Annotated in this window: 16 protein-coding genes; 8 read left to right on the top strand and 8 right to left on the bottom strand. The window is 60.7% G+C overall.

Features of this window, described 5'->3' with window-relative positions; genetic code table 11:
- The first annotated feature begins 81 nt into the window (after positions 1–81).
- The 3 genes from QQJ86_RS05845 to QQJ86_RS05835 all read left to right on the top strand — a co-directional run bounded on the left by QQJ86_RS05845 (position 82) and on the right by QQJ86_RS05835 (position 3,187).
- On the top strand, positions 82–930 hold the full coding sequence (locus QQJ86_RS05845) for an MBL fold metallo-hydrolase (RefSeq protein ID WP_284319977.1): 849 nt from the start codon (positions 82–84) through the stop codon (positions 928–930).
- 33 nt (positions 931–963) lie between these two features.
- Complete coding sequence (locus QQJ86_RS05840) at positions 964–2,013, top strand: TMEM43 family protein (RefSeq protein ID WP_284319976.1); 1,050 nt, start codon at positions 964–966, stop codon at positions 2,011–2,013.
- 451 nt (positions 2,014–2,464) lie between these two features.
- Positions 2,465–3,187 carry a PLP-dependent aminotransferase family protein gene (locus QQJ86_RS05835; RefSeq protein ID WP_284319975.1) on the top strand — a complete coding sequence of 241 codons (723 nt, stop codon included), beginning with the start codon at positions 2,465–2,467 and terminating at the stop codon, positions 3,185–3,187.
- Positions 3,188–3,401: 214 nt separating this feature from the next.
- Here QQJ86_RS05835 and QQJ86_RS05830 read toward each other — a convergent pair whose 3' ends face one another.
- Genes QQJ86_RS05830 through QQJ86_RS05820 form a run of 3 tightly spaced genes read right to left on the bottom strand, consistent with a single transcriptional unit; the run spans position 3,402 to position 5,458 of the window.
- Positions 3,402–3,968 (bottom strand): NUDIX hydrolase, encoded by a 567-nt coding sequence (locus QQJ86_RS05830; RefSeq protein ID WP_284319974.1) that lies wholly within the window; start codon positions 3,966–3,968, stop codon positions 3,402–3,404.
- A 22-nt stretch (positions 3,969–3,990) separates the two neighbouring features.
- On the bottom strand, positions 3,991–4,884 hold the full coding sequence (locus QQJ86_RS05825) for a 5'-3' exonuclease (RefSeq protein WP_284319973.1): 894 nt from the start codon (positions 4,882–4,884) through the stop codon (positions 3,991–3,993).
- 4 nt (positions 4,885–4,888) lie between these two features.
- Entirely contained in the window at positions 4,889–5,458 is a 570-nt protein-coding gene (locus QQJ86_RS05820; RefSeq protein ID WP_284319972.1) for a nitroreductase family protein, read from the bottom strand.
- Between the two features lie 128 nt (positions 5,459–5,586).
- Here QQJ86_RS05820 and QQJ86_RS05815 point away from each other — a divergent pair, with 128 nt between their 5' ends.
- Complete coding sequence (locus QQJ86_RS05815) at positions 5,587–6,477, top strand: alpha/beta fold hydrolase (protein ID WP_284319971.1); 891 nt, start codon at positions 5,587–5,589, stop codon at positions 6,475–6,477.
- Between the two features lie 83 nt (positions 6,478–6,560).
- On the opposite strand, the gene cdd is transcribed toward QQJ86_RS05815, so the two are convergent.
- On the bottom strand, positions 6,561–6,974 hold the full coding sequence (cdd, locus tag QQJ86_RS05810; RefSeq protein ID WP_284319970.1) for a cytidine deaminase: 414 nt from the start codon (positions 6,972–6,974) through the stop codon (positions 6,561–6,563).
- A gap of 252 nt (positions 6,975–7,226) precedes the next feature.
- On the opposite strand from cdd, the gene QQJ86_RS05805 reads away from it, so the two are divergent.
- Positions 7,227–8,327, top strand: a complete 1,101-nt coding sequence (locus QQJ86_RS05805) for an NAD(P) transhydrogenase subunit alpha (protein ID WP_284319969.1) — start codon at positions 7,227–7,229, stop codon at positions 8,325–8,327.
- A gap of 34 nt (positions 8,328–8,361) precedes the next feature.
- Here the strand turns inward: QQJ86_RS05805 and QQJ86_RS05800 are convergent, their stop codons facing one another.
- From QQJ86_RS05800 to QQJ86_RS05790, 3 genes are read right to left on the bottom strand one after another with little or no spacing between them, the layout of a single operon-like run.
- Positions 8,362–8,880: a DUF3106 domain-containing protein gene (locus tag QQJ86_RS05800; RefSeq protein WP_284319968.1), complete on the bottom strand. Its 519-nt coding sequence runs from the start codon at positions 8,878–8,880 to the stop codon at positions 8,362–8,364.
- 3 nt (positions 8,881–8,883) lie between these two features.
- A complete protein-coding gene (locus tag QQJ86_RS05795; RefSeq protein ID WP_284319967.1) occupies positions 8,884–9,270 on the bottom strand; it encodes a hypothetical protein in 387 nt (128 codons plus the stop codon).
- Positions 9,267–9,854, bottom strand: coding sequence for an RNA polymerase sigma factor (locus QQJ86_RS05790; RefSeq protein ID WP_284319966.1), 588 nt, complete (start codon positions 9,852–9,854; stop codon positions 9,267–9,269). Before QQJ86_RS05790 ends, QQJ86_RS05795 begins: the two co-directional genes overlap by 4 nt.
- 203 nt (positions 9,855–10,057) lie before the next feature.
- On the opposite strand from QQJ86_RS05790, the gene QQJ86_RS05785 reads away from it, so the two are divergent.
- Positions 10,058–10,366: an NAD(P) transhydrogenase subunit alpha part 2 gene (locus QQJ86_RS05785; RefSeq protein ID WP_284319965.1), complete on the top strand. Its 309-nt coding sequence runs from the start codon at positions 10,058–10,060 to the stop codon at positions 10,364–10,366.
- Positions 10,366–11,838 (top strand): NAD(P)(+) transhydrogenase (Re/Si-specific) subunit beta, encoded by a 1,473-nt coding sequence (locus QQJ86_RS05780; protein ID WP_284319964.1) that lies wholly within the window; start codon positions 10,366–10,368, stop codon positions 11,836–11,838. The genes QQJ86_RS05785 and QQJ86_RS05780 overlap by 1 nt, the downstream gene beginning before the upstream one ends.
- On the opposite strand, the gene QQJ86_RS05775 is transcribed toward QQJ86_RS05780, so the two are convergent.
- Positions 11,839–12,282, bottom strand: coding sequence for a hypothetical protein (locus tag QQJ86_RS05775; protein WP_284319963.1), 444 nt, complete (start codon positions 12,280–12,282; stop codon positions 11,839–11,841).
- Positions 12,283–12,492: 210 nt separating this feature from the next.
- On the opposite strand from QQJ86_RS05775, the gene sufT reads away from it, so the two are divergent.
- Entirely contained in the window at positions 12,493–13,050 is a 558-nt protein-coding gene (gene sufT / locus QQJ86_RS05770) for a putative Fe-S cluster assembly protein SufT (RefSeq protein WP_284319962.1), read from the top strand.
- The last annotated feature ends 41 nt before the right edge of the window (positions 13,051–13,091 follow it).

The raw sequence follows: 13,091 nt of genomic DNA, 5'->3' as shown, positions 1-13,091 counted from the left end.
GATCTGCAAGTCGCTAGATCCCAGCTTTCGCGGGGATGACGAGTTGGTGGTGTAAGGCAAGATTGATCAGCGAGCGTTGTCATGCAACTGTGGTCCCTCAACGGCAACACCCAAAAACTCGACGGCGGCGCCATGTTCGGCAATGCGCCGAAAGCGATGTGGTCGCGCTGGATCGAACCCGACGAATTCAATCGCATTCCGCTCGCTTGCCGCTGTCTGTTGGTGAAAGATCTGGAAGGCCGCAATGTGCTGTTCGAAACCGGCATCGGCGCGTTCTTCGAGCCGTCGCTGCGTGAACGCTATGGCGTGGTGGAGAGCGAGCATGTGCTGTTGCATTCGCTCGCCGCGTTGGGTCTGTCGCATGAAGACATCGATGTAGTAGTGCTTTCGCACCTGCATTTCGATCACGCAGGCGGTTTGCTTGCGCCGTGGGAGGAAGGCAAAACACCGCGGTTGCTGTTCCCGCATGCGCGTTTTCTGGTTGGCGCACAACACTGGCAGCGCGCCATGAAACCGCATCCACGCGATCGTGCCTCGTTCGTTCCCGAGTTGCAGCACCTGTTGCAAGACAGTGGACGGCTGGAACTGGTAGCGGGCGAACATTCGCAGACGCTCGGTCGGGCCGTGCGCTTCCATTTTTCGGACGGCCACACGCCAGGACTGATGTTGTCCGAAGTGGCCGGCGTAGTTTTTTGCGCCGACCTGATTCCGGGCCGCTCCTGGGTGCACCTGCCTATCACCATGGGTTACGACCGCTTTCCAGAAGCGCTGATCGACGAAAAGCGTGCCTTCCTGGACGACAAGCTCGCGCGCAATGTGCGGCTGTTTTTCACTCACGATCACGCTTGTGCAATGGCGCGCGTGACACGTGACGAGCGTGGGCGTTATGGTACGGTCGACGAGCAACCTGAATTGCGTGGCGTCGTCTGACCCTTAAGATCCAAGCTCACACCCGGAGGCTCGATGAGCGGCGAGCGCAAGCCACCACTCTCCATCCGTGAATTGCTTTTGCCCGCACTGGGCGCCGTGCTTCTGCTGATCGGCGTAGGTGTGGGCGCGGTCGTGGAAAAGGGACAGCTCGATTACAGCGAGCAGATGAAACGCCACGGCGGCGACGTGCTGGATCTTGGCATCCACGGTACTCCCGATGCCAGCGAACAGGGCTTCATGGTGCGCGTGGTCGGGCAGCTGCAGGTCGTGGAAGCGCCGCTCGACAAACAGTTCAACCAGCAGACTGATCAACCCGTACTGATTCGCCACGTGCAAATGTTCCAGTGGCGCGAACTGAGTTACGGCGGCGCGCCCACGTACGAAATGGACTGGCAAGACCATCCCGTCGATACCAGCCATTTTCAGCATCCGGAAGGCCACACCAATCCGGACAAGTTTCTGCTGCAAGGCGAGCAGTTCGATGCAGGCAAGGTGCGCTTGAATGGTTTTGTGCTTGCGCCAGCGCTGGTGCATGCGTTGGTCGGCAGCGAACCGGTCACACCGAATCTGCGCAACCTGCCGAGCAATCTCGCTGCGAGTTTCAGCCTTTACGACAATGGCTTGGTGACCAGTGCGGTGCCGTCGCGTCCGCAGTTGGGGGATCTACGCGTGACATGGGAAGCGGTGCCGGTGCAGACCGTCACTATTGTTGCGAAGGTGGACGGCAACAAGCTCGTGCCGGCTAGCGATGCGACAGATGGCGTCGGCTTCGCCGTGCAATCCGGCGATATGCCGCTCTCGGGCATTTTTCCCGATACGCCGTTGCCGCCTGATGTGCCGTGGTTGCGCCGCGTTCTCGCATGGTTGTTGGCCACGCTCGGTGCAGTCTTGCTGGTGCGTTGGCATTACCAGCGCATCGATCCGGTTCTTGCGCCGGCTATTGCCGTGCTGGTGATGGGTGCGGTCGATGCTGTGCTGTGGCTGGGCAATGACAATGCGGTGGCGGCGCAGTGGTTCGGCCTTGCGGTGGTAGGTGTGGCGCTGGCGGTGTGGCGCGTGCGGGCGTTGCGGGCCGTCGCATAGCTTTACTTTTCCGGAGCCAGACACGGCTTTCGCTGCCGCCTTGGTTATTTTTCCTTTGAATACAAGTGTTTGTGATAGGCGTGGCGCCTGGGTGCCATTTTTTTGAAAAAAACTTCCAAAACCCCTTGCACTAAGGCGAAGTTTGGAATAAAACACATTTGAACACTCATTTCGCTAATAAACATATAGCGGTGATGTCGTAAGGAGCGGAAACGGCATCGCGTGGAGATGAAAGGGGCACTCGCAGTCAGTGCACGGAAAGTTCCAAGCCCACCCAAGCTGGCTTGGACCCTCAAATGAGGATGACGTGGAACTGGGTCATAGAGCGAGGCCTTCTGACTTCCCCCTGTTTCTCCAGTCGGTGCTCGAACGAGCAGATCTCGACTACGCATAGCGGGGGCGCTTCCAAATGCGCAACGCAAAGTGTTTCAAGCTGACAAGGAAGTGGAGAGTGTCGCTTAAGCGCACTCGGGTGGCCGAAGAAGGAAGTACGCCGGGCCACCGATGCAGAAATGCTGCTTTTCAAACGCATGGCACCTCTACACATGAGGAAGCGGGCACTGCGAAAAAGTACACCTGCATCAGGGGAGACAAATCGGCTGGAGCGATCAGCTCTCCGTGGTATCGAGGAAGAAGCATCGCCCATGAGCTGGTCGACAACGCGCGGGTTTTCAGCGAGTTGTCACATGACGTCGTAAGGCTGATCGACGAAGTGGAGAACTCCGCGTCGAAACTGGTTTCGCCGCCCACGGCAGATCATCAAGAAGTCCAGCATTTTTCTTCGCTGGCGAGTCAAGTTCTGAAAAATGCGCAGCGCGGTTCAGTCGCTTGTAAACATATCGATGCAGTCGTTGCCGACAGCGTGGATCGTATCCGCCAAAGCATGATCGTGATGGAGCAGGCGGGTCTGCAAATGCTCCATATCATCGATTCCGTTATCCAAGGTGCGGAAATGACGGCCTTCATGGGGAATAAGCAGCAGAGTGTTTCCTGTGCCGAGCCGACGGTAGACGCTGATGACAGCGATCTGTTGCAGCAGGAGGCCACGTTGGCCGTGCAAGATCTCAAATGCTGGGCGCTTGTGCTGAAGCGAAATCTGCAATCGCTGCGTATGTCCGAGCAGGACGAGACTGCGTTCGACGCGCGCTTGGTCGCTGACGGAACTACAGGTTAGCGGCACTGAATGGTGGGCTTCCTCCCTTGCTAGCAGGCATAGGTATCTACACAACTCTCAACGCGTTTTTTGATGACGCCTAACCGTTGTCCTCGCGACTAAGAAGTTTGACGAGTCGCTGAGCCCCAGTTTTCACCGGGCAATGGTGAGATAAAAAAGCAGAGTTATACGAGTTGCGTAGAGATGTGCAGCTAGCAGGGGAGGGGGAGGATCATTAACTGAATGCCTCGGTGTGCTCAATAAACCACAGCCCCGCGAACAGTTTCGGATCGATCGAGTAACCATCTTTCGCACGCGCCATCAACCACTCACCCGCTTCGAGCCGTGGCACTTCATGCACCACGATGTTTTCGGTGCCATCGCCGCCGCCGTCACTCACCTTCACCAGATCGTGCGCACGCACGAAGGCGATGATCTCGTTGCTCATGCCGGATGACGATGGCCCTTCGTGCACGAAGCTGACATGGTCGCAGCGGTAACCGGTTTCCTCTTCCAGCTCGCGTTGCGCGGCGATGAGTGCACTTTCATGTTGCTGATCCGCCAGGTCACCTACCAGGCCTGCCGGCATTTCAATGGTGAAATGCTGCACGGCTACGCGGTATTGCTCCACGAAAAGCACCTTGTCTTCGGGCGTTACCGCCAGAATGATCACGGCGCCGCCGGGGTTGTTGCGCTCGGCGAATTCCCAGCGCCCGCGGCGGCGCAGGCGCAGCCAACGGCCCTGATAGAGCGTTTCTACAGGAGCGTTGGCGTCTTCAGGTTTGCGGTTGATGTCGTTCATGGAAATGATTCAGTAGGAAACTTTAGAGGCTGGTGAGTGCGCGCAGCCGATTGCGCGTCAACGGACCGAAGCGAAGTTGCTCACACAGCGCTTCGAGCGTGTCCACGCCACGTTTGCGAATCAACACCTCGGCGCCGCCTTCGATAGGTGCATCCAGCGCGATGCGGGTCAGTCGGCGATAGAGTCTGGCAGCGTCGGCGTGTTCGCGTAGTTTCGCAGCGCAGCTCGCTGCACCGCGCAGACGCAAGAATGCAACTTCATCCACGCGATCGAGCAATTCATCCAGGCTGCCGAAATGTGCGAGCAGCGCGGCGGCGGTTTTCGCGCCGATGCTGGGTACGCCCGGGATGTTGTCGACCGCGTCGCCACATAGCGCGAGAAAATCCGCGACCTGAGTCGGGTGTACCCCCAGTTTTTCGAACACACCCGCTGGCCCCCAGCGAAGGTTGCGTGCGTAATCCCATTGCTCGTCGTGCTCGCCCAACAGCTGGCCGAAATCCTTGTCGGCAGACACGATCACACTGCGGAATCCCTGCGCACGCAAACTCCACAGGGTGCTACCGATCAGATCGTCCGCTTCGAAGCTGTGATCGATCAACACGCGAATGCCGAGCGCTTCCGTCACCGCGCGGCATTGCACGAACTGCCGTTCAAGATCAGGTGGGGGCAGCTCGCGATTGGCCTTGTAGGCCGGGTAGATCGCGTTGCGAAATGACGTGGTAAGCGATGCATCGAACGCCACGGCGAGATGCGAAGGATCTTCGCGCTCGAGCAATTCGCATAGAAAACGGGTGTAGCCATGCACCGCATTGACCGGATGGCCGTCCGCATCGTGAAACTCGTCGGGCATCGAATGCCAGGCGCGGAACACATACAGGCTGCCGTCGATCAGATGTGCGGTGGGTAGCTGGGACATGGGCTTATCCCTTCCATTCAGTGAGCAGATCGTCGAGCGCGGGGCGATCGCGATCGGGAATTTCGGTTTGCGGCGTGCCGATGTGCACGAAGCCGATGACGCATTCGTGCTTGGCCAGGCCGAGCAAACCGGCTACTTCTGCATCATAGGCTGCCCAACCTGTGAGCCACTGCGCGCCGAAACCCAGCGCGTAAGCGCCAAGCAGGATGTTGTAGGCCACGTTGCCGGCGCACAGCTTCTGTTCGATTTCCGGAATGCCGTTCTCGTGATCGATGCGTGCGATGACTGCGATCACCAGCGGTGCGAAGGTGTAGCGCAACCGCTCTTTTTCGCGTTTGGATTCCGGTAGCTCCGGATCGCGTCGAATGGCGCGCTCCGTAAGCAACGCGCCGAACTTCAGCTTGGCATCGTCGCGCAACGCTATCAAACGAAAAGGAACGAGCTTGCCATGATCGGGTACGCGGATGGCGGCTTCCAACAGGCCGCGCAAGGTGGCTGCATCGGGCGCAGGTTCGCCGAGCTGGCGCGAAGGTGCGGAATGGCGTTGCTGCAGCAAGGTGAGCGCATCGAGCATGGGAAGGCGTGCCTGGGAAAACGCTTATCCTACAACCGTCTGCATCCGGTCACGATGCCTTTCAGTCACGCAGACGTACGCGAGCCAAGGGCCTACGATCCGCGCACCCCTCCAAAGGAGCGCTTGGTATGAAGCTGCTGAAAAGTGTGATCGCCATCTTCCTGCTTACGCTGCTTTCGGGAGCGCATGCCAGCGAAGCCGCAGCGTTGATCAGTGACAGTTATTTCACGACCGACGATGGTGCGCGCATTCACTACCTGCAGGCGGGGCAGGATCGAGCGGCACCAGCGCTGGTGCTGATTCCCGGTTGGACTTTGACGACATCGCTGTGGCACGAGCAATTGGAGCGATTTTCGCGGCAAAGGCGTGTGATTGCCGTGGACTCGCGCTCGCAAGGCGAGTCGTCGATCATGCTGACCGGCAATACGCCGGAGCGTCGCGCGCAGGATTTGCACGCATTGCTGGCGTCGCTGCACATCGATCGCTGTGTGCTGGTGGGATGGTCGCAGGGTGCGCAGGATGTTGCCGCCTATGTGCAGCAGTTCGGTACTGCTTCGCTTGCCGGCGTGGTGTTTGTGGATTCGCCGGTTTCCGCGGGCACCAATGAGCTGGATATCCGCAAGGCATTCAGCAAAGCAATTCTTTCAGGATTGTCGCGCTACGCGGCACAGCCGGCCGATTACAGCGCCGGCATAGTGCGTTCCATCTTCAAGCATCCGCCCGCGAACATCGACGCGGTGATTGCTCAGGCTCAGCACACGCCCGTAGCAGTCGGTACCGCGATGCTGACGGCGGATATCTTCGGCGCCGATCGCCGGCCGGCGCTGCAGAAGATCGATCGTCCCACGCTGGTGATTGCTTCAGCAGAATCGCCGCTGCTCGATGCGCAGAAGGAAATGGCCACGGCGATTCGTGGTGCGCGTTTCATCGCAGTGCCGAACACGCGTCACGCAGTGTTCGTGGATGACCCACAGGCATTCGACACTGCGCTCGAGCAACTGCTGAGTCGTAGCCAGTAGGCTGGGTTAGCGCAGCGTAACCCAACGCATTCGAGCAGCATTGTTGGGTTACCCCCGGATCAAGTCCGGGGTAACCCAACGAATCAGTCGGCGGTATTAAGCCTGAATCCGTCAGGGAGCAGTGCTTCTACGGTGGTCTGCCGCATGACGCCAGCCACATTGGCCAGCAGCACCGGCATGTCGCTTGTGCATAGTTCGGCCAGCACCTGGCGACAGGAGCCGCATGGCGTAACCGGTTCCGGTGTATCGGCAATCACGGCGATGGCGCTGAAATCGCCGGGCTTGCAGCCCGCGGCGATGGCACTGAACAAAGCCGTGCGTTCGGCGCAATTGCACAGACCGTATGCGGCATTTTCCACATTGCAGCCGGGGAACACGCGGCCGTCTTTCGTCTGCAATGCGGCACCGACCTGGAAGCGGGAGTAAGGCGCGTATGCCAGTTCGCGCGCGCGGCGGGCAAAGTCCAACAGGGTGCTGCTGACGATCTGCTCGGACACAAGGGTTTCCTCGTAACCCCCGATTCGGGCCAGTCAGTCTAACCCGCGATGGAGCCTGTCTACGATCTTTGCGTGGTTCGCGTTGCGTCTGAGTGGCTGTCAGGTGGTAGTGCGTGGCGCAGCGCCAGACTGGCCGTCTGGTCAAGCCGCGCGCTGCCGCATGGCGGCCACTCGGGCACAACGAGGGCTACGCAGAGATCGTAGACAGGCTCTTAGGCTACGATGGGAAATCTGACCTGCAGGAGATGGCCGATGTCGATCACCGTGTCCGCATTGCGTGAAACCGCCGCTGGTGAGCGGCGAGTGGCAATCACGCCGGAAGTAGCAAAGAAGCTGCGCGGCAAAGGGCTGCGCGTGCTGCTTGAACACGGCGCAGGTGCCGCGGCCGGTTTTCCGGATGCGGGCTATGCAGAGGTCGAATTTGCCAGTGCGGCGGACGTACTGGCGCAGGCTGATCTGCTGACCTGCGTGCTGCCGCCCGAAGATGCTGCACTGGCCCATCTACGCGAAGGCGCCATCGTGCTCGGCCAATTGCGACCGCACGGCGCGGCGGCGCGTATCGCCGCGTTGGCGCAGAAGAAGCTGACGGCATTCGCACTGGAATTGCTGCCGCGAACGACGCGTGCGCAGGCGATGGACGTACTGAGTTCGCAAGCGGCAGTGGCGGGTTATCGCGCCATGCTGATCGCAGCCGACAATGCGCCGAAATTCTTTCCCATGCTGACCACGGCGGCCGGCACCATCCGTCCTTCGCGCGTGCTGGTCATTGGCGCGGGCGTCGCAGGCCTGCAGGCGATTGCCACGGCGCGCCGGCTTGGCGCGCAGATTGAAGGTTACGACGTACGTCCGGAAACGCGCGAGCAGGTGGAGTCGCTGGGCGCGAAGTTTCTGGATCTGGGTGTGAGTGCTGCCGGTAGTGGCGGTTACGCGCGCGAACTCACAGCCGAAGAGCGCGCAGCTCAGCAGCAAGCGTTGGCGGAACATCTGAAAGTGTTCGACGTGGTGGTGACGACCGCGGCCGTGCCGGGACGTGCCGCGCCGAAGATCCTTACGGTAGCGATGGTCGAAGGCATGAAGCCGGGCGCCCTGATCGTTGATCTTGCCGCCGAAAGCGGCGGCAATTGCGAGCTGACGCGTCCGGGCGAGCGCGTGGAGCAGGGCGGTGTGACGATTCTCGGGCCGCTCAATCTCGCTGCTGGCGCGGCGCTGCACGCTTCGGAGATGTACGCGCGCAACATCTACAACTTCGCGGAATTGCTGGTGCGTGATGGCGCGCTGCAGCCGGATTTTCAGGATGAGCTGGTGGCGAAGAGTTGCGTGGCGCGCAATGGCGAAGCGCTAGTTAATGCCTGATGCGCAGGTTGGGGTGCGAACCCAAACCTGCCTATCAATGACGACCGCGGGGAGGCATGCCGAACGCACGCCCCGCGGGTAAGGTGGAGCCTGGTCCCATGTGTTCCAGCCATTGGCGCTTCTCCTCCGGCGACTGCTGCAACCAACGACGGCGGAGTTCTTCACGCTGATCCGGTGGCAATTGCTGGTAGCGCTTAAAGGCTTCGTGCAATTGCTGTTGCTTATCCGCAGGCAGGGTGTCGTACAAATGCTGGTTTTGCCGAGCCTGCTCGCGCTGCTCTGGTGTCATTTTTTGCCAGCGATCAATGCGCTCGCGAATTTCCTGTTGCTTGTCCGGCGGTAGCTTCATCCATTCCTGGGTGCGCTGAATCATGTGTTCCTGGCGGGCCTGCGGCAGCGTGTTCCACTGTGACTGCAGCGGTGCGAGCAGGTATTGCTGGGATGGGCTCAGGCTGCCCCATGGATGGATGTTTTGCGCGTACGCGGGTGCCGCGATCATCAGACCGAGCAGGAAGGTCAACAGCGCTGGCAGGCGAACTCTTCGTAGCAACATGGATCAACGTTTGGCCTGGCTGCCGTCGTTGGCGGCGAGCCAGCTGTAAAAGTCGAGGTTCTGATAAAGGCCAGGATCGGCTTTATCGGCACCCGGCGGTAAATATTCATTCTCCTGCTCGGTGACGGCAACGACCTGCGGCTTTCCGTCCGCCTGTGGCTGAGGCGAGGGCTGCCAGGTCATCAGCGCCGCCAAGGCAACGGCCGCTAGGGCGCCTACCGGCAACAGCACGCGAGCACGGTGATGCGGCGAGGTGTGCGCAGTGGCCGCTTCCAGGGCCGTGCGACGCACGGCGCGCAGGCGACCGGCGGTGACAGGGTCGATGCTTTGCGTCGCCTCCTGGTAGAGCGCGCGAACGCGCTGTTCGAATTGTTTGTCGGACGAGTTCATCGCCACTCCTCCAAATGCTCCCGCAGATGTTGCATGGCTCGCGAGAGATGGGTTTTCACACTACCTTCCGAGCAACCCATCGCGTGAGCGGTTTCCGCCACGTCCAGCCCCTCCAGCACTCGAAAGGTGAAGGCTTCGCGTTGGCGCTGTGGAAGCCGCCGTACGGCAGCGGCCACATCCGCGTAGGACTGCTCTCCATGTAGCTTTTCCAACGGATCCGGGCCGTTGTCGGCCGGTTCCCAAACCGGGAGTTCGTCGCCGTCATCATCGTGACCGCCGCCCAGCCAGCCCACCACGATGGAGCGCACCTTGCGGCGGCGCTGCAGGTCCACGATGCGCCGGCGCAGGATGCCCCAGAACAGTGGCGTCCATTCCTCCGCAGGTTTAGTGCGGTAATGCTTGACCAGACGGAGCATGGCGTCCTGCACCGCATCCAGCGCGTCCTCACGATTGCCCAGGTGCAGCTCGGCCATGCGGAAGGCTCGTCGCTCCATGCTGGCCAGAAAGGCATCCAGGGTCGCAGGTACTGCCTGGCCTTGCGGCGCAAGAAGTTCGGCCTCGAAAACGGCTGAGACGCTGTTCATAGCGCCGTTCTCCGGATCGTCGGGGCGAGCATCCTGGGGCTCCATCTGTTCGACTCTCATCTCAACGCGCTGAGCCCGCGCGGGTTGACTTTACAGGGCCTTTGGGGGCCTCGCCGGAATAACTAAGCCGCCGAACGGCATGGATCGCAGCATCCCGGCCACCGTATGATGCGGCGAATGTGACCGATTGGCGGGGGAAAGACATGCTGGACGGGTTCCTGGCGCTTTACATCTTCATGCTGGCGGCATTTACGGGGTACGAAATCATTGCGCGAGTGCCGGTGATCCTGCACACGCCCTTGATGTCCGGCTCCAACTTCATCCACGGCATTGTGCTGGTTGGGGCCATGATCGCGCTAGGCCATGCCCGCACGCCATTCGAAATGGCGATAGGTTTCATCGGCGTACTGTTGGGTGCCGGCAACGCCGCCGGCGGTTACGTGGTGACTGAACGGATGCTGGAGATGTTCAAGTCCAGCAAACCCGGACAGGGCCGCGGGGAGGCCAAGTGATGGCCTGGGCGCAGACGTTGCAGACGTTGATAGATGCCTGTTATTTCATCGCCGCACTCCTGTTCATCCTTGGCCTGAAGCGCATGAGTTCCCCGCGCACCGCGCGCGGCGGCATCGTGTGGGCTGGCTTCGGCATGCTGCTGGCGGTGGTGGCCACACTCTTGCTGCCGGACATGCAGCACCGCGGGCTGATCATTGCCGCCGTGCTGATAGGCGTGGCGGCGGCCTGGTGGTCCGGGCGGCGTGTAGCGATGACCGCCATGCCGCAAATGGTGGCGCTCTACAACGGCATGGGCGGCGGCGCGGCGGCGGCGATTGGTGCCTCGGAACTGATCGGACACGCACAGGATTTTGCGATCGCCGCGCCAAACACCTTCCCCTTGATGCCGGAAAGTTGGTCACCACTGCATGGCGCCACCTCCGTGGTGCCGCTGAGCCCGGTAGCACTGGCTTTGGGTGTACTGGGTGCGCTGATCGGTTCGGTGAGTTTTTCTGGTTCGTTGATCGCTTTTGCCAAGCTGCAGGGCTGGCTGGATCGCCGTTTAGTTTTCCCAGGCCAGCAGGTGGTGAATCTGCTGGTGTTGGCGGCAGCGGTAGGGATCGGCGTTTGGCTTGCGACCGGGCATCTCACCATCGCGCTGGTCTGTGCGTTCTTCGTGTTCGCCTTGCTGTTCGGCCTGCTTATGACGTTGCCGATCGGCGGCGCCGACATGCCGGTGGTGATCTCGCTCTACAACGCCTTTACCGGCCTGGCGGTGGCATTCGAAGGTTATGTGCTGCAGAACGAGGCCATGATCATCGCCGGCATGGTGGTGGGCGCCGCCGGTACGTTGCTGACGCAGTTGATGGCCAAGGCCATGAATCGCTCGATCGGCAACGTGCTGTTCGGCAATTTCGGAGCCACTTCAAACGCGGCGGCGCAGACCATCGACGGCAGTCAGAAACCGGTCGAAGCGGCCGATGCCGCAGTGATGATGGCGTATGCCGAACGCGTGGTGATCGTGCCGGGTTACGGCATGGCTGTGGCACAGGCGCAGCACAAGGTGTGGGAATTTGCGCAGTTGTTGATCGCGCGTGGGGTGAAGGTGAAGTTCGCCATTCATCCGGTGGCGGGCCGCATGCCCGGTCACATGAACGTGCTGCTCGCCGAAGCGGGCGTGCCATACGACCTGATCGCGGACATGGAAGACATCAATCCGGAATTTCCCGTCACCGACGTGGCGCTGGTGATCGGCGCCAACGACGTGGTCAATCCGATGGCCAAGACCGATCCTGCTTCACCGATCTACGGCATGCCGATCCTCGACGTCGCCGATGCGAAACAGGTGATCGTGGTGAAGCGAGGCAAGGGCACTGGGTTCGCCGGCATCGAAAATGCGCTGTTCTACGCTGACAACACGCGCATGCTCTACGGTGACGGTCAGGCGGCGGCGGGTCAGTTGGTGTCGGAATTGAAGTCGCTGGACGCTTAGTCAGTTTGTTTTGCGCGGAGGTGCAGCGGGCGAACGCACTGCGATCATTATCGCAACGACGACGCCCGCTACTGACCAGGCCACGTCGGCTTTGCTAGTGGCCATATGCGCGAAATCCAGCAGCATGGGCAGGCCAGCGGTACGCATCGTATTTACCAAGCCATAGCCCATCATGGCGGCAATGTTCACCGTGGTAATCAGCACGCGAATGTAAGCACTGGCGACTACGGTGGCGATCGCTGCGAGCAGCGCCGCGTTCCATTTGCGGCCGTGCACCCATTGCCGGATCGCGATGGCGAGAAGCCAGCCTGCGGGCACTGCCAACCAGGGTAGCGGCCGATGGAAGAACACGGTGGGCAGCAGCCAGATGGCGCCGGCCGCGAGCCCCAGCATCACCGCGCACAACAGCGCGAAGCATTCGCTGACGATCTTCCGCACGATCATGGGCGGTTACTACGTTTGGCTGGGAACACGGTGCGCGCTGTCCTGCAGGCAAGGCAAAGCGGGCATCTTAACGTGATCCGAGTGCTCAGGTCCCTTGAGTTTGGGCGAATTCAGCCTGATGTGGGGGACAGGCCCTACGAATGGCCGGCATAATAGAGGGCCGGATCGCCGCTGGCCGGCAATGCCCCAACGATTTCCCCAAGAGATGACATGAGCGGTTTCAGTCTTAGCAGCGAGCCTTTCACCCTGCAGCGCGATTGCAACGTGGTCATGGTGCCGCAGGGCGAAAACGTGGTGCTGCCAGCCGGCCAAGTGGGTTACATCACGCAAGCGCTCGGCGGCAGCTTTACCGTGTACGTGGAAGGCAATCTGTTTCGTGTTGCCGGCAAGGACGCCGATGCATTGGGCAAGGAGCCGCCGCCGCCGCTGGAACTCCCGGACGACGCTACCGACGCTGACGTGGAAGCGCTGGTGTGGCAGCAATTGCGCACCGTGTTCGATCCTGAGATTCCGATCAATGTGGTGGAACTGGGCTTGGTCTACGACGTGAGCCTGGAAACCGTCGCTCCCGAAGAACGCAAGGTGTACGTCAAGATGACGCTCACTGCACCGGGTTGCGGCATGGGTGACGTGCTGATCGATGATGCGCGCACCAAGCTCGAATTGATTCCGACGATCAAGGAAGCGGATGTCGATCTGGTGTTCGATCCGCCGTGGAATCACTCGATGATGTCGGAAGTGGCGAAGCTCGAAACGGGAATGCTCTGAGGTAGGTTGGGGTGTAAACCCCAACGTTCCCATGTCTCTCA

The sequence above is a fragment of the Dyella acidisoli genome, from assembly GCF_030160295.1.
Lineage (GTDB): Bacteria > Pseudomonadota > Gammaproteobacteria > Xanthomonadales > Rhodanobacteraceae > Dyella_B > Dyella_B acidisoli.
This window is presented reverse-complemented; position numbering and strand designations above follow the sequence as displayed.

Bases quoted from the DNA above. Each gene is read 5' to 3' on its own strand.
- QQJ86_RS05820 (WP_284319972.1), bottom strand. From the start codon at position 5,458: ATGCTCGATGCGCTCACCTTGCTGCAGCAACGCCATTCCGCACCTTCG.
- QQJ86_RS05845 (WP_284319977.1), top strand. From the start codon at position 82: ATGCAACTGTGGTCCCTCAACGGCAACACCCAAAAACTCGACGGCGGC.
- QQJ86_RS05815 (WP_284319971.1), top strand. From the start codon at position 5,587: ATGAAGCTGCTGAAAAGTGTGATCGCCATCTTCCTGCTTACGCTGCTT.
- QQJ86_RS05805 (WP_284319969.1), top strand. From the start codon at position 7,227: ATGTCGATCACCGTGTCCGCATTGCGTGAAACCGCCGCTGGTGAGCGG.
- QQJ86_RS05775 (WP_284319963.1), bottom strand. From the start codon at position 12,282: ATGATCGTGCGGAAGATCGTCAGCGAATGCTTCGCGCTGTTGTGCGCG.
- QQJ86_RS05830 (WP_284319974.1), bottom strand. From the start codon at position 3,968: ATGAACGACATCAACCGCAAACCTGAAGACGCCAACGCTCCTGTAGAA.
- QQJ86_RS05795 (WP_284319967.1), bottom strand. From the start codon at position 9,270: ATGAACTCGTCCGACAAACAATTCGAACAGCGCGTTCGCGCGCTCTAC.
- QQJ86_RS05840 (WP_284319976.1), top strand. From the start codon at position 964: ATGAGCGGCGAGCGCAAGCCACCACTCTCCATCCGTGAATTGCTTTTG.
- QQJ86_RS05800 (WP_284319968.1), bottom strand. From the start codon at position 8,880: ATGTTGCTACGAAGAGTTCGCCTGCCAGCGCTGTTGACCTTCCTGCTC.
- sufT (WP_284319962.1), top strand. From the start codon at position 12,493: ATGAGCGGTTTCAGTCTTAGCAGCGAGCCTTTCACCCTGCAGCGCGAT.
- QQJ86_RS05825 (WP_284319973.1), bottom strand. From the start codon at position 4,884: ATGTCCCAGCTACCCACCGCACATCTGATCGACGGCAGCCTGTATGTG.
- QQJ86_RS05780 (WP_284319964.1), top strand. From the start codon at position 10,366: ATGGCCTGGGCGCAGACGTTGCAGACGTTGATAGATGCCTGTTATTTC.
- QQJ86_RS05790 (WP_284319966.1), bottom strand. From the start codon at position 9,854: ATGAACAGCGTCTCAGCCGTTTTCGAGGCCGAACTTCTTGCGCCGCAA.
- QQJ86_RS05785 (WP_284319965.1), top strand. From the start codon at position 10,058: ATGCTGGACGGGTTCCTGGCGCTTTACATCTTCATGCTGGCGGCATTT.